This window comes from Mucilaginibacter sp., assembly GCF_036568825.1.
Classification (GTDB): domain Bacteria; phylum Bacteroidota; class Bacteroidia; order Sphingobacteriales; family Sphingobacteriaceae; genus Mucilaginibacter.
The window spans coordinates 1-17,251 of the sequence record NZ_DATCRU010000029.1 but is presented as its reverse complement, the minus strand read 5'-3'; the positions used below and the strand labels follow the sequence as shown (position 1 = coordinate 17,251).

21 protein-coding genes are annotated in these 17,251 nt (G+C 41.1%); 13 read left to right on the top strand and 8 right to left on the bottom strand.

The features are described from left to right. Positions 1 to 5: 5 nt before the first annotated feature. Positions 6 to 731, bottom strand: a complete 726-nt coding sequence (locus VIM89_RS06240) for a hypothetical protein (protein ID WP_488155278.1) — start codon at positions 729 to 731, stop codon at positions 6 to 8. A gap of 162 nt (positions 732 to 893) precedes the next feature. Here VIM89_RS06240 and VIM89_RS06235 point away from each other — a divergent pair, with 162 nt between their 5' ends. Further along, positions 894 to 1,088: a hypothetical protein gene (locus VIM89_RS06235; RefSeq protein WP_488155277.1), complete on the top strand. Its 195-nt coding sequence runs from the start codon at positions 894 to 896 to the stop codon at positions 1,086 to 1,088. Positions 1,089 to 1,326: 238 nt separating this feature from the next. On the opposite strand, the gene VIM89_RS06230 is transcribed toward VIM89_RS06235, so the two are convergent. Beyond that, a complete protein-coding gene (locus VIM89_RS06230) occupies positions 1,327 to 1,512 on the bottom strand; it encodes a hypothetical protein (RefSeq protein WP_488155276.1) in 186 nt (61 codons plus the stop codon). Between the two features lie 358 nt (positions 1,513 to 1,870). Here VIM89_RS06230 and VIM89_RS06225 point away from each other — a divergent pair, with 358 nt between their 5' ends. The 8 genes from VIM89_RS06225 (at position 1,871) to VIM89_RS06190 (ending at position 8,148) form a co-directional block, all read left to right on the top strand. Continuing rightward, positions 1,871 to 2,374: a GNAT family N-acetyltransferase gene (locus VIM89_RS06225; protein ID WP_488155275.1), complete on the top strand. Its 504-nt coding sequence runs from the start codon at positions 1,871 to 1,873 to the stop codon at positions 2,372 to 2,374. Between the two features lie 345 nt (positions 2,375 to 2,719). Next, entirely contained in the window at positions 2,720 to 2,884 is a 165-nt protein-coding gene (locus VIM89_RS06220; protein WP_488155274.1) for a hypothetical protein, read from the top strand. A gap of 141 nt (positions 2,885 to 3,025) precedes the next feature. Continuing rightward, positions 3,026 to 3,577, top strand: coding sequence for a DUF4468 domain-containing protein (locus tag VIM89_RS06215; RefSeq protein WP_488155273.1), 552 nt, complete (start codon positions 3,026 to 3,028; stop codon positions 3,575 to 3,577). 491 nt (positions 3,578 to 4,068) lie between these two features. Next, positions 4,069 to 4,398: a hypothetical protein gene (locus tag VIM89_RS06210; protein ID WP_488155272.1), complete on the top strand. Its 330-nt coding sequence runs from the start codon at positions 4,069 to 4,071 to the stop codon at positions 4,396 to 4,398. A 386-nt stretch (positions 4,399 to 4,784) separates the two neighbouring features. Further along, complete coding sequence (locus tag VIM89_RS06205) at positions 4,785 to 6,035, top strand: PQQ-dependent sugar dehydrogenase (RefSeq protein WP_488155271.1); 1,251 nt, start codon at positions 4,785 to 4,787, stop codon at positions 6,033 to 6,035. 215 nt (positions 6,036 to 6,250) lie between these two features. Further along, the gene (locus VIM89_RS06200) at positions 6,251 to 6,451 is read left to right on the top strand and encodes a hypothetical protein (protein WP_488155270.1); all 201 of its coding nucleotides are present in this window, start codon (positions 6,251 to 6,253) and stop codon (positions 6,449 to 6,451) included. 626 nt (positions 6,452 to 7,077) lie between these two features. Then, positions 7,078 to 7,311 (top strand): hypothetical protein, encoded by a 234-nt coding sequence (locus VIM89_RS06195; protein ID WP_488155269.1) that lies wholly within the window; start codon positions 7,078 to 7,080, stop codon positions 7,309 to 7,311. Positions 7,312 to 7,479: 168 nt separating this feature from the next. After that, entirely contained in the window at positions 7,480 to 8,148 is a 669-nt protein-coding gene (locus VIM89_RS06190; RefSeq protein WP_488155268.1) for a DUF998 domain-containing protein, read from the top strand. Between the two features lie 351 nt (positions 8,149 to 8,499). On the opposite strand, the gene VIM89_RS06185 is transcribed toward VIM89_RS06190, so the two are convergent. Further along, positions 8,500 to 9,195, bottom strand: coding sequence for a S24 family peptidase (locus VIM89_RS06185; protein WP_488155267.1), 696 nt, complete (start codon positions 9,193 to 9,195; stop codon positions 8,500 to 8,502). 190 nt (positions 9,196 to 9,385) lie between these two features. Here VIM89_RS06185 and VIM89_RS06180 point away from each other — a divergent pair, with 190 nt between their 5' ends. Beyond that, positions 9,386 to 9,562: a hypothetical protein gene (locus tag VIM89_RS06180; protein WP_488155266.1), complete on the top strand. Its 177-nt coding sequence runs from the start codon at positions 9,386 to 9,388 to the stop codon at positions 9,560 to 9,562. Between the two features lie 134 nt (positions 9,563 to 9,696). Next, on the top strand, positions 9,697 to 10,113 hold the full coding sequence (locus VIM89_RS06175; RefSeq protein ID WP_488155265.1) for a hypothetical protein: 417 nt from the start codon (positions 9,697 to 9,699) through the stop codon (positions 10,111 to 10,113). A 69-nt stretch (positions 10,114 to 10,182) separates the two neighbouring features. Here VIM89_RS06175 and VIM89_RS06170 read toward each other — a convergent pair whose 3' ends face one another. From VIM89_RS06170 to VIM89_RS06150, 5 genes are all read right to left on the bottom strand, one after another. Next, a complete protein-coding gene (locus VIM89_RS06170) occupies positions 10,183 to 10,512 on the bottom strand; it encodes a hypothetical protein (RefSeq protein ID WP_488155264.1) in 330 nt (109 codons plus the stop codon). A 197-nt stretch (positions 10,513 to 10,709) separates the two neighbouring features. Further along, positions 10,710 to 11,525, bottom strand: a complete 816-nt coding sequence (locus VIM89_RS06165; RefSeq protein WP_488155263.1) for a hypothetical protein — start codon at positions 11,523 to 11,525, stop codon at positions 10,710 to 10,712. A 138-nt stretch (positions 11,526 to 11,663) separates the two neighbouring features. Continuing rightward, the gene (locus VIM89_RS06160) at positions 11,664 to 12,500 is read right to left on the bottom strand and encodes a hypothetical protein (protein ID WP_488155262.1); all 837 of its coding nucleotides are present in this window, start codon (positions 12,498 to 12,500) and stop codon (positions 11,664 to 11,666) included. A gap of 155 nt (positions 12,501 to 12,655) precedes the next feature. Beyond that, positions 12,656 to 14,500 (bottom strand): M56 family metallopeptidase, encoded by a 1,845-nt coding sequence (locus VIM89_RS06155; RefSeq protein ID WP_488155261.1) that lies wholly within the window; start codon positions 14,498 to 14,500, stop codon positions 12,656 to 12,658. Between the two features lie 12 nt (positions 14,501 to 14,512). Beyond that, positions 14,513 to 14,914 (bottom strand): BlaI/MecI/CopY family transcriptional regulator, encoded by a 402-nt coding sequence (locus tag VIM89_RS06150; RefSeq protein WP_488155260.1) that lies wholly within the window; start codon positions 14,912 to 14,914, stop codon positions 14,513 to 14,515. A 183-nt stretch (positions 14,915 to 15,097) separates the two neighbouring features. Between VIM89_RS06150 and VIM89_RS06145 the strand changes: the two genes are divergently transcribed. Both VIM89_RS06145 and VIM89_RS06140 read left to right on the top strand, forming a co-directional pair. Further along, positions 15,098 to 16,066 carry a hypothetical protein gene (locus VIM89_RS06145; RefSeq protein WP_488155259.1) on the top strand — a complete coding sequence of 323 codons (969 nt, stop codon included), beginning with the start codon at positions 15,098 to 15,100 and terminating at the stop codon, positions 16,064 to 16,066. 180 nt (positions 16,067 to 16,246) lie between these two features. Next, the gene (locus VIM89_RS06140) at positions 16,247 to 17,068 is read left to right on the top strand and encodes an alpha/beta fold hydrolase (RefSeq protein ID WP_488155258.1); all 822 of its coding nucleotides are present in this window, start codon (positions 16,247 to 16,249) and stop codon (positions 17,066 to 17,068) included. The last annotated feature ends 183 nt before the right edge of the window (positions 17,069 to 17,251 follow it).

The following is a 17,251-nucleotide window of genomic DNA, read 5'->3' as shown; positions in this document are numbered from 1 at the left end:
CAATCTTAAATAACTTCATCATCAAAAACTTCCCAGGTAAGCGGCTCATACAATTCGCTTAGTTTTTTGAGCACATGCGGAGGCAACTTTTTTTGTCTTGTCCTATGCCGCTTGCCATAACCATTAGGGAAACTTGATTTGTAGATATATTTCCTGGTTGAGAAATCAAAATCCGACGAGCGTTCATACCCACCGTCTGAGCGGCTAGTACGGGTAGCACCTATCAAATAAAAATCATTCAATTGATATTTGATCATATATAACAGCTTATCCTCTCCACCATCATGCACCAGGTCGAAATGAATATATAGGGCGCCCTTGGCTATCGTAATATCTTTATAAGGATCAGTATCATACATTTCCCTGCTGCGTAATATAAAATTATTCTGCTGTAGTTTCAGTTCGTAATGATTGCCTGCGTTGAGCGCTATCATCAATATTCTTGGATGAGTGTCCTCTCCGTGCTCTGTAGCACGATGGCGGCCCTCTAATACCATTACCAGGTCTGCTGCTTTGTCATTATTAAGATCTCCGGTTACTGTATCTTTTATTTTCCAGCCTTTGGGTACGAAACCTTCAAGTCTTTTGGCATATTTAGGCAGCACAGGAAATATCGAGGGCTTTACTTTAGGATGATGCTTAGATTTCTGGTGATGCTGACCGGAAGCGACCTGCATACTCATTGCCTGAATAGCAAGCAGCCAAATCACAACAAGGGGGGCTCGTTTCATTGGAAATTGGAAAGGTTTAATTATTATACGATGCCAACCCCATCAGGGTTTAGCTTAAATAGTCGATCATGAAATTTGTTGGAACTAATATATGAGAGAATAAAATAAATCTGACACCTTATTTATTGCAGGCTGTTATTACTACTAATAATAACCATTCAAATGAGGTTTACAACAAGCATACAGGCTATCAATCCATATACAGGTGAGTTATGTTTATATAATGGCCCTGTAATAGAGGCGGATAGCTGGGAACAAGCACAATTTATTTGCGACAATAACGAAATGGGGTATTGCCGCATAGATGGGGAATTTAAAGGAGAGCACCCATGTATTTTACGGCACGAGCTAAATTGACTATACACGTATTCGGTTTATGTGGTGCCGGCAATGATAAAAGCGCAGCTATAAAGACGGGGAAATTCTGCTAGCTAACTAACAGGCTTGAAAGCTATTATGTACCGAAACTTACGGACTTGATATAAAATAAGAAAAGCCTTAAAAAAGGCTTTCTTCTAAAAAAACTACTTGGAAATGATACCTGTTTTGTGCCCAATTTCACGCCACAGGGTTTGCTGTTATGTTTGGTAAGATTTTAAGCTGCTTCTGTAAATTGCGAACCACTATAATTGTAGTTCGGAATGGTTTTACCGCACTTGCTGCATGTGCATTTACTGTCGTGTTCGTGCCAGTCATGTGCACACGGCGTTTTTGCATTTAGCTTTGCAGTAACTAATCCTATCACTGCTACTAAGACGATAATTGAAAGTATGTAAATCATGGTATTAGTTTGTTTTATGTTTTTCGTTTTATCTATAGGCAAAAGTCAGACCAACCGTTTTTGAACTTAAAACACCATTTTGGAGTGTATAGAATTGTGGAATGTGAATATTTTATTCCCCATCTGATACTCTTTCGCCCCAATTTGTGTATCCCAAACCGGGCAAAAAATGAGGCCAGACCACATATTTTCCACAAAAAGCAATCAGGAAATAAAATAACAGGACACTGTGATTTAAATTTTGGTCAATGAATTTTGCAAGTGTCCCGGGAAGCCCAATAAACGCCCTTTTGTCGGGTTAAAACAATATTATTTCTTAATAAAGTTTTTCTCGTAACGGCTGTTTACTTTTACCACCATGATCATCCGGCTGGCCACATTAAATGATATTCCCGGCATTATGAAACTGATAGCCGAAGTAGTACCTGTAATGAATGCAGGCGGAAATTTTCAGTGGGATAACTCCTACCCCAATGCCGCCGTGTTTGAAAAAGATATTGAATTGCATCAGCTTTGGGTCGCAGATGCCGATGGCGATATAGCCGGTGTCTCGGCCATTACAACCGACCAGGAGCCTGAGTACGCACAGGTGGGCTGGGATCTGAATGAAACCGCCATCGTGACACACCGTCTGGCAGTAAGTACCCGCTATCGCGGACAAGGTATTGCAGCCAAACTAATGCAGCAGGCCGAAGATGAAGCAATCAGACGCGGCATAAAAACTCTCCGCATCGATACAAATACCAGCAACCGGGCTACACAGCAATTGTTTCCGAAGCTAGGTTATAAATACGCCGGGGAAATAGGGTTGAGCTTTCGTCCCAACCTTCGGTTTTATTGTTATGAAAAAAGACTGGATTGAGAACCCTGCTTAATTATTGGTTATTAAAAGCCGCATTTGTAACAAAATTTTTATAAAAATCATATTCAATTGAAGTACAAACAGATACAACTTTTATCTGCTTGCACATGATTTTATGCGTTTTTACGGAAATTTTGTATCGAATTGATAATCAACGCTTAAAATTTAAAAAATTAGAATCTTTTCATTAAGGCAACAATCATCACAAATAGGTTAATAAAAGTCATTGTTTATTCTTATAAGTTAATTAAATTTACAGAATAATTAATTCTAACTGTATTTGCATCACCCCTGTGCACACTTGCTTTTTTAAGTTTTAGTTACGTATATTTATTCCCCCTGACTATGGCGAACAACCTTTTCCAACTCATTATCAATAACTTCGGCGTGGGCACCTGGCTGCAAACCCTCGTTTTTTATTTTGTTTTGTTCGTAATGGCTCACATCATCCTGGTTCAGCTAGACCTGTCGATTATCAAATGGGGAAGCCGCAGATCGTCGCTTGACTAATCGGGTTTTATTCTTTCCGGAGTAATTCTTATAACAAATTCGGTTTATCAGTTACCGATCAGATTTTGCAGGATTTTTTAATGCAAGTGCATCAATGCCAGATAATTTGACTAAACTTGATCATACAAAACCTTTACCCGTATGAAAAAGATATTACTTGCCGCAGCTTTTTTAATCCCCTTGTTTGCATCTGCTCAAACTAAACAGGACCCGTTTAATTACAAAGCCGAAGACCGTTACCTTTATTATGGCGATGTGGTAAAAGTGGATACCTCATTTACGGTTTCTGATCTGTACAAGGATGCAAAATTATTTATAACCAAGCTTGCCCTGGTTAACACTAAAATTACTACCGACGATGCCACGGGAGGCACAGTAATAGCCGATATAGAGGAACCTGCAACTTATAAAACCCAAACCGGCATAGGCGACGAACCTATGACGCTGAAATATGCCATTAAAATTGAAATGAAGAAGGGGCGTTACCGCTATACCATTGATAATATCACTGTGAGCTACGAAGATGGGAATAAAACTGATCCGCATACTTTGTTCGACCTGAATAAGGAAAAAGGCGGTGGCGTTATTGGGGTAGGTAAAGAGAAACGTGTGCTAAAAGCTATGGACGCCTTATTCTTAAAGAAGATCGATTTGCTAACAGCCACTATGAGCAAACGCTCTGACGATTTTTGATTAAATAACATCATGAATAGTCCTGAAATAGGTTGACTATTTCAGGACTATTCAAAAAAGACCTCTACTTTTTCTGTGGTTTTTTCATAGTGTCTCTCTTCATTGTGTCGCGTTTCATCTTATGTTTCTTGGTAGTGTCCTGTTGCATAATTGGATGAGCTGACACAGCAATTGTTCCGAATGTGAATGCTGATAACAACAGCGCTGCAAATAACTTTTTCATAGTTTTTAATTGATTTTTTGGTTAATCAATAAGACAATTACTTAAATCAACCTCATTTGTAACAACATTGTTTAAATTAATTTTATTTATTTTAATGAAAATAACCGTTACAACATCAATACTTATAGTTAAATAGTTGAGTGGTGAATAGTGAATGGTCAATATTTACTATTCACTATTCACCGCTCACTATTCACTACTCACCACTCACTAATTCCCCCTTGCATTCGATAAAAAATTTTGTTAACTTTATATATAGCGATTTGTAATGGAAAAGTTACAGTGTCCGAAATGTAAATGCGAAAATATCGCTGTCCACAGCAGGCGACGTTATTTTCTGTTTGCAGCAGTATGCTTTGTCTTTATTGTTCTCGGTTACCTGGTAATCCGTGCCCCCTTGCTAAAACCCGGCGAGTGGAACGCCGGATTGATGTTATTTATCATATTTAGCGAAACAGTGTTCTGCATCGGCATAATTCTCGCTATTTATTATATCGCCCTGGGTGTCCTGAAAAAACATACCACCTATTTCTGCCGCAGTTGCAAACATGATTTCGATCATGCTCTTATAGTCCACCATAGTGCCCACGGCAAATAATACTACTGCTTTTTCCTCCGCCTCAGTTTGAAGTAACTAAAATTCTAATTATCTTAGGATAAACCTTATTGCCGATGCCTGATCGTACTGAGTCACTTAAAAACCCAAATGTAAATCCAGACGTATCTGAATACGTCTGGGATATAAAAACCAAACGCTATAAACGCAATCCCGATTATCGCGCCGATAGTATTGCCGCTCGTTATATTTTATGGGGAGTCGTTGTATTGGTTATGATGATTGCTATAATATGGTGTCTGCGATGGACATAATCTGTTGAAATCAATTTTCGTAACAATCATGCGATAGTTTAAATTGTAATTCGGACAGATAATATTTTCGATAGATTTGCCCGCGACAATTAAAACCACATCATTTTTTTCCTTATGCGTAAAGTAGTTTTAGCCGCCGCATGCCTTTCGCTTGCGTTCACCGTTGTTTCGGGCTGCCATAAAAGTAAAGCGCCCGCCAAAGCTAACCTAAAACTGCCCGATGGATTTTCGGCTACAATAATTGCAGACTCATTAGGCCCGGTAAGACATTTGGCTGTAAACAGTCAGGGAGATATCTATGTAAAACTAAATGCTCTCAAAGATGGTAAGGGTATTGTTTTCCTCACAGATACCGATCATGACGGTGTAATGGAACAGAAAAGTGCGTTTGCAGGCTACCCTGGCACAGGCATTCGCATCAAAAACGGATACTTATATTCATCATCCAATTCAGCCGTATACCGGTATAAACTAAATGATAAGGAGGAAATTGCCGATACCTCAAAAGGCGAAATGATTGTGAAAGGTCTGGTAGATAGAAAACGGGACAATTCCAAATCAATAGCACTCGACGATCAGGGTAACTTGTATGTAGCTGTCGGCTCCTATAACGAGAGCTGCCGTAAAGAGGGGTCGGGAGAAGGTATTCCGGGCTGCCCGTTATTGGATTCCGTTGGTGGGATATGGCAATTTAAGGCGGATAAATCCAATCAAACTTACAGCGATGGCGTGCATTATGCAAAGGGGTTAAAAAATGTAGTGGGGATAGATTGGAACGGCAGTACCAACTCATTATTTGCAGCGCAACATGGCCGTGGTTCGTTCGATGATAAATTTCCGCAATATTATACGCCTCAACAAAGCGCTGAACTGCCTGCCGAAACAATGTACGAACTCCGCAAAGGCGATGACGCGGGCTGGCCATTTATTTATTACGACCCTTTTAAGAAAAAGAAAATACTATCGCCCGAATATGGTGGCGATGGCAAAAAAACAGTTGAAGATAAATACCTGAACCCCGTTGTGGCTTTCCCGGCACACCTTGGCCCTAACGATTTATTATTTTACACAGGCAACCAGTTCCCTGAAAAATATAAAAATGGGGCTTTTATTGTTTTTCACAATCAATCGAGTCAACTTAAAAAAGGCTTTTTCGTAGCTTTTGTACCATTTAAAAATGGCAAGCCATCGGGTGATTGGGAGATATTTGCCGATAATTTTTCAGGCGTCGATTTAAATAAACCTTCCGGCCCCATAAAATATCGTCCAATGGGTATAGCCCAGGGCCCTGACGGTTCACTATATGTTGCCGACGACCTTAAAGGAACTATCTTCAGAATAACTTATTCTTCTAACAGCAAATAATTGAATCTCTAAAAAAAGCCCAACCACTATACTATTTCACTATTCACTAATTCACCACTCACTATTTCACCATTCACTAATTCACCACTCACTATTTCACCACTCACAAATTCACTAAATAATCCTCTCTGTGTCAATTCGATTTGCATTTTTCTGAAATTTTTTTAAACTAAAGTTAATACTCATTGGTTATCTATTTAATCAATCTTTCGATTATGGAATCTGCCGAAACTGTTAAATCAATCATTGAGACCATGCTGTGTCCGGTTCATGATGTGCATCCTGTTGTAGAAATAATGGGAAACGAGCTCCAAATTGGCTGTTGTTGCAGTGAGTTTCATGAAGAATGTATGAATGAAGCCAGGGGTTTGTTCATGCTCAATAAAGAATATCCATATTGGGTATTGCAGGATTAAAATTTCCTTTAAATTAAAATACTTATCCATATCAGAAAATACTGGCACAATACTTGCATTGAAAATAACGTAGTTAAATTAATTAGATAACTGTAGCTGGGCGCGAGGCCTGGCTATTGTTATGTTTGGGGGATGCTATATTCACTGTTGGATTATAAGTTAAATATTACGTAAAAACCGCAATCAAGTCCGGTGTTTTCACCTGGCCTTTTCCCCCTTTTTGTATATAATTTTACAATGTTGATCAAAAAATCACAGATCAGGAGTATATATTTTTAAGCATCATATATGAACAATAACGAACAGGGAATACTAATAAAAAGCCAGATGTGCCCTATACACCAGGCTCATCCGGCGCTAGTTATTGATAGTGACCGTTTTACAATACGATGCTGTTGCATTTTCCTTACACGACAATATATTTCAAAATTAGAAACCAAGTTAAAAGGCCTATCCTTTGAAACCATATTGAACAATTGGGAGAATGATCTGTTAATAAATGAGTTACAAGCAGACAGAATAAATAATCCCGGTCAGGCTATCAACACAATGTTGAGAATTAAGAAAGTGCAAGAGCAATAATTGACCGTAATTTTATACCACTATTATCAAATAGTACCTATACCATGAATTACTCTACCATAAAACTAGACCTCGAAACCAGTACCTGCCCATTGCATAACATCAGGCCGCTGGTTAGATTGGAAAATGGGCAGATCACGCTTCGCTGCTGCTGCGATTATTTTACACGCAAATGCATGGCAAAGCTTGAGCAGAAATTACAAGGCAACGGACTGACAAACAGTGTAGTTGATGCCTGGCAGCATGACGGCACAGGCCACGAACGCCAGGTAGCCTAAGCCCGCCTCTCCCCGTTGAAACGGACGTAAATACGACCGAACGGATAAAAATCCCCCTAATATTTTACAATTACCCGCAACCCATCCTTCTTTTTGGGGTAAAATAGCTACTTTAGTCGCGGTTTGATACCTGGTATGTGTTAAACCCTGCCTTGAAAACGTTTTATCATGACTGAACCCGACGCGAGTGATTCCTTACTTTCGCCGCGAACAAGTTTGCAAACTGCATTATTATGTTCGGGCGTAGCAGGCGCCATATTATTTAGCACCGTTTATTTTTGCTTCGGGGTGATATCGCCCAACTATTACATGATACACGAGTCGATCAGCCGGCTTCAGCTGCAGCCTTATGGCTGGGTTCAATCGCTGAATTACATCATATCCGGCTTTCTGATCTGCGTGTTCGCCATCGCTTTGCGTAAAGAACTTGAAGGTGGATTTGGAAGTACACTAATCCCATTTTTTCACTTGCTCACGGGGTTAGGTTCAATCATACTGGGCATTTGTCTCAATCACCAGGTGCAGCTTTACACAGGTGGAATTATATTTTTGTCACTTATCATGGGGCTGCTTTTGTTTAACGGCCGCTTCTCAGCCAACCCACAATGGCATGGATGGACAACATATACAATTTTGAGCGTATTGTTTATGATTGCACTAAGCATCCTTTTTACTTACTCTGCAACACACAAAGGCAGCCTGACCGGAGTGTTTGAGCGCTTGATAGTAATTACACGACTGGTGTGGATCTACTTTTTCACTGCCCGTTTGCTTGGTGGCCGCAGCCTTGTACCGATGACTAATATCGACACCAGGCCTACCGCAGAAAAGAGTTAAAATAACTCTGCTCTATCGGTCAGCTTAAAAATGTATTCCTCTGAGCCTGGAGTCACCCCATTAAACCTCGTATTAAATTTGTGACTGAATATGAATTGCGAGGATGTCAGCGAATATATTTTGCAGTCTTCACTATAGACGTTTGTCACTGATTTCTGAACTAATCCTTTTATCCTAAATAGGTTTTGAGAAACTACTTACTTTATCAATTTTGAAATCAAAACATAAAGAGCAATAGCCATAGCGACAAGTGAGATCTATGCAAGTTATCGAAAAATTTCCTGCAACCAACGCGAAGTTACAGAAAGTCCATTCACTACTCACTACTCACTACTCACCACTCACCACTCACTAATGATTATGCTTCTTATGAATATCCTTCACAAGGCATAACTTTTTGATATCTTCTTTTTTAATAATGAAAGGTGCATATTTCAACCGGTCACCGATAAGCTCAGTAGTATTGTCGCTATGAGCGATCACCTCATCCTCATTATCACCGGCGAGCAGGCGTTTATACATGCGGTAGTCCCCCCATTCAATATAGTACACTTCGCCGGGCAGTATTTTATTGTCATGGATCACCTTCAAAGCCACCCAGCAGCCATTTTCCAGGTAAGGATACATCGAGTGTCCCCAAACAGGCAATGCAAAATCACAATCCTCTATACCCGGAAAGTTCATGTGGCCAATTGGCGTACTGTCATTAATATCTTTATAAACTTCCACACCAGATGCTGTGGCCACCACCTCATACATCGGTATACCCTCAAAATTCGTAGACTGAGGTTGAGTGTTTGCGACAGACTTTGCATCATTCAGGAAATCTTTGTATTTATCTTTAAAAATTTGAAGCTTATCCGGATCAATATTCTGCCGGCTCTTTATGATTTCAGTGATCGAAGCAGGGGAATTGAAGCCGAGCACTTCCGCCAGCTGTGCATTCCCATTAAAAGCTTTCCCCCTGAGCTGGTTATAAAGGATTATAAACTCCAGAGTTTCAGGACGAATCCGCTTTACCTTATTTGTTTTTGACTGATCTTGCATAAATGTGGAAAAGTTTTTCTTTATCTTATTTTGTAAAAATACTGATAATTCTTTATAATTGCATTATAATTCCTCTCGAAAGTACAACAAAATTCTGAAGGCTTGGTTTCAAAATTACAGAATTTAAAGAAAAAACTTTTCAAGTAAAAGAATTATATACCAAACCATCATATTGTAAAGATCAGTGATTATGTACTTAGCCTATTCCGCATTACGAACACCTTCCGACCAGAGCGGGAACCATCCCGAAACAAACCCTGAATTACTGTTACGCTACCAGGCCTACCTAAACGCCTGCAATAGGTACAGTACCCACATTGCCGAGATACAAAAGTATTTCCCCGGCTGGCTGCCAAAATTCAGGTAGTCATTTGTCACTTGCCATTAGTTATCAGTTATTCTTCCCAAGAGAACCTGGTGACTAATGCCCGATGACTAACCTGCTCCACTTAAAGCACCCACCAATGAACCATTGAACAAATGAACCAATAAACAATACACATGATAAAACTAAACCAAAAACTCAAAGACGAATTATGGTGGCTGGTAATCTCTGTAGATTACGACTACAGCCGCATTTCTATTGCCGAACACGAAATCAACGGCGATATGCTAACCCTCTGGTTAGAAGACAAACAAGATTTTAAAAATTCGCTTGACGAATGCCTGCAGCTCGATGTCAGCCTGAAAAACTTCGCCAAAATAATACGGGCCGAAAACCTGAACAGCTATGAGGGTACAAAATTACACCCAAAGGGAAACTTTGCTTACAAAACCCGCATCGAGATCAGTGAGGCCATTAAATGGTATCGTGAGGATGCCAGCCCCGTAGAACAACAATGGGCACGTGAAGCTGCACTTAAGACCATTTTAACACAATTAGTTGAAAATGAGATTTATAGCAACGACAGTGATTAATTTTTTTACACGTTAAATTATGCCAATAAGCATAGTAAGCATTAAATTAACATCCTTATTTTTAATAAATTAATGCAGATAACCCTTTATAAAAAGCTCGTAAAACACCAATACACATACGGCAGCACCGGCAAGCCAATAAGTTGCTTTTACTGATTCATCTTTTCGCTGCAACTCTGTTTCCAACAATGATCGGTGTGCAGGCTTGCGGTTTTCATCAGTCAAGAGTTTAACACCTTTATCAGAAAGCACACACAGATCATCCGGAGTAACGACTACCAGCTCGTTCCAACGGCAGTATTTAACCATTTTTTTGTAGGACGAATGTTCTTTATTGATTGGGAACGCTTCGTAATATTTTACCAGTTGCAGAAACCGGATCACTTCATCTTTACTCATAATTGTTTTGGCTTAGAATGATGTGAATTTACATACGGCTTCAATACACGTAACTGTTTAGATATCAACATTTCAACACTTGTTAATTAAAGTTGTTAGGTATTGCAGTTAACCAGTGATCTGTGAACGGTTACCAGGCTTTAAAAAGAAAAGCCCTTCTCTTGGGGAGAAGGGCAGGTCGGGCCGAACCCCTTTGCTCAATTCGTTACATTCAACCCATTAAAATTACCACCCTCGTTATGGCCATGTGCAAAACGGGGGTATTTATTTTTGTATTTTTCAAACACAGTATCTGTCATCCTTTTGCCGTTTACCCACATCTCATCTGCATTCATACGCAGTGAGTGCACATCATCCTCACTGGAAACTATGCCATCTTTTACCAGATCGCTCATCATCAGTTTCAACACACGCTGGTCTTCTTCAGCCTCCTCCTGGTCATGTTTTGCCTGAACCTGGTCGCGTTGCGCTTGCTCCTGGTCACGTTTAGCCTGTTCCTGATCTCTGCCCGCTTGTTCCTGGTCGCGTTTAGCCTGCTCCTGGTCTTTTCCAGCTTGTTCCTGATCTCTCTTTGCCTGCTCCTGGTCCCTTATTGCTTGTGCCTGGTCTTTTTTTGCCTGTTCCTGGTCGCGTTTGGCTTGTTCCTGATCCCGCACGGCCTGTGCCTGGTCGCGCTTGGCTTGTTCGCGGTCACGTTTTATTTGCGCGCGTATTTCGCTTATTACTTCGCTGTACTTACCATAATCGGCAGGCGCTATTTTCTCACCGTCCACAACCAGCAAGGCTAGCTTACCGCCTACCAGTTTCATTTCATATTTATCGCCTTTCCAATGGGTCTCGATATATTCATGTAAAACCCCGCCTTCTTCATTATAAGTGTAGACATTGTTGCCGTACTCCGTACTTCCGCTTTGTACATACGCCGTTCTCCTTTTGCTCTTTTGCTGCGCCATGGCGGCCGTACTTAGTATTAGTACGCCTATCAACAGGGCACTTTTTAATGTAATTTTCATCTTCTGCTTGTTTTTAATAAAATATAAACTGTGATACACATGGTTAAAAAAACAGTAATGCAAAACGGTCCCATTGTTTTATGTTTTTGATGTTCGCCTTACCAATTATTTAATTACCAACTCTTGTAGTAACTAGTGTTAGTTAGTTATAATAATACCATCCCGTGAATAGTTGAACCCTCCGGATGATTGCTTGCTATACTTTTCTTTGTATTTTTTATACAACTCGTCCGGTTGTTTCACGCCGTTCACTGTCATACCCTCTGTATTCAGGCTGAAATATTTCAGGCTATTCGCATCCGGAATAATCTTATCATTCACAAGGTCTTTGGTAAGCTCCTTTATAAAACGTTCGGTCTCTGCGGCTTGCTCTGCATTCTTTTTAGCTTGTTCACCATTACGGGCGGCCTGTTCCCGGTTCAATTTGGCTTGCTCGTCATTTCGTACCGCCTGCTCTGCATTACGTTTAGCTTGCTCTTTATTTACTACATTCTGCTCATCATTACGCTGGGCTTGCTCTGCGTTGCGGGCATTCTGCTCGGCATTTTTCTTTGCCTGTATCTCATTCTTTACAGCCTGTTCAGCATTACGCTTTGCCTGCTCTTCGTTCAGCCGATCCTGTTCCTGGTTTTTCTTTGCCTGTATTGCATTTGCTTTTGCCTGCTCTTTATTAAGCTCTATCTGCACGCGGATCGCTGCTATTTCATCCGAATATTTACTCCAGTCAGCTTGTGGTATCTTTTCGCCATCCACATACAGCACGGTCATTTTCTCATTTACAAATTCCGCCTTATAGACTTTATCATTGCGGTTTACTTTTATATCCTCCACTTTTTTGCCTTCCACGGTATGTATGCGGTCATAACTGTTGTAACTGTCGTCATCGTAAGCTGTTTTAGCCGACTTTTTTATTTGTGCCGATACAGTCATTGCGGCCAATAGCATCCCCATTAGCCCAAGGTATTTTGCTTTCATTTTTGTTGATCTTAAGTTTAAAATTTGAACAATAATCTACCACCCCACCCGAGGGCGGATTTTTAAAAACATGAAATTTTAGATTTATAAAGACGCCTGATTTGTTTCAGCGGCTGCGCCTGCCACCTCCTTAAACCGGCCGGATTATGCTACTATTAATTCTGTACACTTACCTGGTTCTTTTTTGCTTGCTCTTTGTTTTTCTTAGCCTGTTCGTCATTCCTTTTTGCCTGTTCCTCGTTAAGGCGACTTTGCTCTCTGTTACGTGCGTTCTGTATCTCATTCTTTACTGCCTGGTCTGCATTCTTGCGGGCTTGTTCAGCATTACGGGCGGCCTGCTCGTTGTTTACCTGGTTTTGAGCATCATTAGCACGGTTCTGTTCATCGTTCACTTTCGCCATTTGTCCGTCGCGAACTGCCTGCTCCTGGTCACGTTTGGCCTGTTCCTGATCCCGTTTCGCTTGCTCCTGATCTAGCAGTGCCTGTTGTTGATCACGACGTGCCTGTTCCTGGTCTTTCAGAGCTTGTGCCTGGTCTCTTTTTGCCTGCTCCTGATCGCGGCGTCCTTGCTCCTGGTCACTTGACGCTTGCTCCTTTTGTTTTCGCTGATCGGATACCGCCTTTTCCTGGTCCCGTTTTGCTTGTTCCTGATCCCGTTTCACTTGCTGCTGATCCCTCTGATTCTGTTCCTGCGCACGTACAAACTCATCCTGGTCACGTTTCTTTTGCTCCAGTTCGGCAGCTAATGCCTGTTGAGCCTCTTGTTTTGCTTTCAGTTCATCTTCCCTGGTTGATTTATATGCCGCTTCCGCATATTCCACAGGACTCTTTAGTTCGTCAGATTTTACAATAGATTTATAGGAATAAACTTTTTTATCCTGATGTAACGGTTTGGCAGGTGGCGGAGTAGCATCAACAGACAAGATACTATTGATCTTTTCCTTAGCAGCTTTATATTCTGCAGGCCTTATCTGTGCAATTGCCGCAGTAGCCACTACCAGCGACAACGTTACAATGCCCATCATAAAGAACACCTTTTCAGACGGGCCGAGTGTTTGATTTTTATTGCTCATAATACGGCTTACACGGTGCAGCAGATGGTTCTTCTTACCCGGGAACGCTACGGCATATTGATTATTATTAAGCGCATGCTCTTTAAAGCTGATGAGCGCCTGCACAAACTCACGCCTATTTTTTGTTTGCTCCAGGGCAATATCGTCACAGCAATTCTCGCGTTCATCTCTCAGTAACGACGACATCCACAACAAACCGGGATTAAAGAAGAAGACCGTTTCGGCTAATGTTTGCAGAAAGTTCACCACATAATCGTGACGGCGTATATGTGCCAGTTCATGCAATAATACAGCCTCTACCTGTTCGGCAGGTAAACCGGCAAGCAATCCTACAGGCATCAGTATCACAGGCTTAAGATGACCGATCACCATGGGCACTTTTACATAGCCCGATTCCAGCAAGCGAACCGCTTTGTTGATCTGCAATTTTTCGCACAAAACCTCCACTCTTTGCTGCCAATTGGCAGGCGGCGCATAGGTATATTTGTTTTTTGCGCGATGGATATATACCAGGCTACCCATCATACGCACCGAGCGGAAAACAAACAAAACCGACCACAGCAATACCACCATTGGCGCATTGGCAGTAAAATAGCTGACGCAGGTTTTTGCAAAACGCCGGATACTTTCAGCATCAAAGCTGAACCATTGTGAGGCCTCATTACCAATGGTTCCGGCCAATGGTCCGATAGCCTTTATATGGGCATGATACCATTCCCATACAAATGTGCAGCAACAGGCCGCTATAAATAATAAAAACTGAACCGCTACCAAATTATACCTCAGCCTTGCTCCCGACTTCTTTGTAGCAATAAGCACAACCGCTGTTACTATAGCCAGCACCAAGCCTTGCCAAAGCGAATGGATCAGCATCCAGCTGAAGGCCTGTATGATGCGTTGCGCCGCGGTATCAAGGTGGAGGTTCATATTGGTTTTTAATTATTTACCATCAAATTCGTTTAGCAGATCCTTTATCTTTTGCAATTCCTCTGCCGATGTTTTGTCGTTGCCCAGTAAAGCCATCATCAAACTGCTTGGCGACCCATTATACATCGAATCCACAAAACGGCCAAGCATATTCCCTTTCACCTTATCCTCCTGCAACGCTGCACTATAGACGTGTTTCATGCTGCTTTCGTCACGGTCAAGCATCCCTTTTTCTTTCATCACCTGCATCAGCTTCAATGTGCTGGTATAAATCACCGCCTCTTTCTGCTCATTCAGCTTATCATGCACAAAACGCACAGTCGACGGGCCATACTGCCACAAAACCTGCAACACGTCCATTTCGGTTTTTGTGGGTACCATTTCAGCGGGTGTATCCTTCTTAAACAAACTCATAAACCAAAGGTATGTATTAAAAACGTACGTTGCAATAGTTGAGGTAAAAAATATTTTTTTTATGTCCAGAATATCCCCATCGCTTTAATTGGTGAAAATTCAATAGCTTTACGGTGCCTAACCGTTCTTTATATTACTCTGTATCCTTAACCTTATTTCACAACTTCTCTAACTAAGCTACACATGAATTTTACTCTTGACGGTAAACTATACGGCATAAAATGTGCTATCGTTATCACAATTGCTTTATTTTCAAATTGCAATTCAAAGACAGACCAATCATCGTATCTTCCACTTTTCCCATACAGCGATGCCCAGAGATTTAATTGGACATCCCTTGAAAAACAGAATGCCCCCCTTAAAGAAAGGTTTATAAAACTTGCTTCACATTTACTCGAAAATGAATACCCGACATATTGCACGGATCAGGATATTACCAAATTGCGTAGAGCTGAATTTGAAAAAACTTTACACGTACTTGATTTTAATGGTGATGGATTGGACGACATAATTTACGAGGGCAATAGTGGTGGAGAACCTCAGGAAGTGGCTTTTTTGCTGAACACCGGCAACGATTTTAAATTAGTATTCAGGGAGACACAAAGCGTAGCCGCCATGAGATTTACAGATCACAAATTGACAAACGTTTACTTTGTTGACTCCGGTTGTTGTGAAGATTATATTGATTTCTGCAAAGTTTATAATGTCAAATATGACGATGGGGCATTAAAATTTGTCAATACTTATACAACCGCCAGTATTAATAGTACCTATTGGCCAAAAAAATTTTTAAATCATCCTATATATTTTGAAGTATTGAATAACAATTATAAAATGCGTTTAGCGCCGGTTATTGACGACAATACAATTAATGATCGGGCAATTCCACAGGATTCACTTATAGGAAACACGATTGATACCCTAAATAAAGGCACAAAAGGCAGGGCTGTTGCAGTACAAACGGATAAAACTGGTCGCGTGTGGTGGTTGGTAGAAATTGACCGTGATTATAGTTCATACGGACATTATTTCTACGAGCAGGACGCAAACCTATTTTATAAGGAATCTGAAGATACTACTCATAAAGCGGCCAAAATGGGATGGATAAGCAGTCGGTATGTTAAGAAAATTAAACGTTCAGCCGACCAGTAACGGAGTTCTTGTCATATATGCTGTTCGAAATGATAAGTCCCAGTCTTTTTTACATAATCCATACAATTTTAAACGTAATTGGAACATCATCAATCCGGTTCTGTTCCCTACCTTCGTTGCGGTAGATAGCGCGGCCTAATCTATCATGGAAACTTATCATCAACCATTAAAATCAAACCAATGAGTAAAATTACAGTAAAAGACGGAACCGAAATTTATTACAAAGACTGGGGAACCGGCCAACCAATTGTTTTTCATCACGGGTGGCCATTATCCGGCGACGACTGGGATGCGCAGATGATGTTTTTCCTGCAACACGGATACCGGGTTATCGCCCACGACCGCCGCGGCCATGGCAGATCGAGCCAGACTGCCGACGGGCACGACATGGATACCTACGCAGCCGACGTAGCTGAACTTGCCCAGGCGCTTGACCTGAGAGACGCGATCCATGTTGGCCACTCAACCGGAGGCGGTGAAGTGATCAGGTACGTTGCAAAACATGGACAAGGCCGTGTGGCCAAAGCTGTGCTGATTAGCGCCGTTACACCGATAATGGTTAAAAATGAGAATAACCCTGACGGTATTCCAATGGGCATATTTGACGAAATACGGGAAGGCACAGCAAACAACCGGGCGCAATACTTCCAGGATTTTACCATTCCGTTTTACGGCTTCAACCGCGAAGGCGCAAAAGTATCACAAGGAATCCGCGACAACTGGTGGCGCCAGGGAATGATGGGCGCTGTAAAAGCTCATGTCGACTGTATTAAGGCTTTCTCCGAAACAGATTTTACAGAAGATCTTAAAAGCGTAGATATTCCGGTATTAGTTATGCACGGCGAAGACGATCAGATCGTTCCTTTTCCCCTTACGGGCGCGAAGGCTGTAAAGCTATTGAAGAATGGAAAATTGATTTCTTACCCAGGTTTCCCTCATGGTATGCCTGCCACAGAAGCTGCGACTATCAACAAAGATTTGCTTGCTTTCATCCAATCATAACCACTTTTTATTCGATCATAAACAGAAAGGCACTCTAAAGGGCAGTGATGGTCGGAAGAATAAATCTTCCGACTTTTTCATTTTATGGGTGTTAATATGTTGATATAAATATCTGATTATCAAATATTTAACTTGTTTTTCTCATGGATTTTAAGTATATTAAATGCTGTAAATCAATGAGAT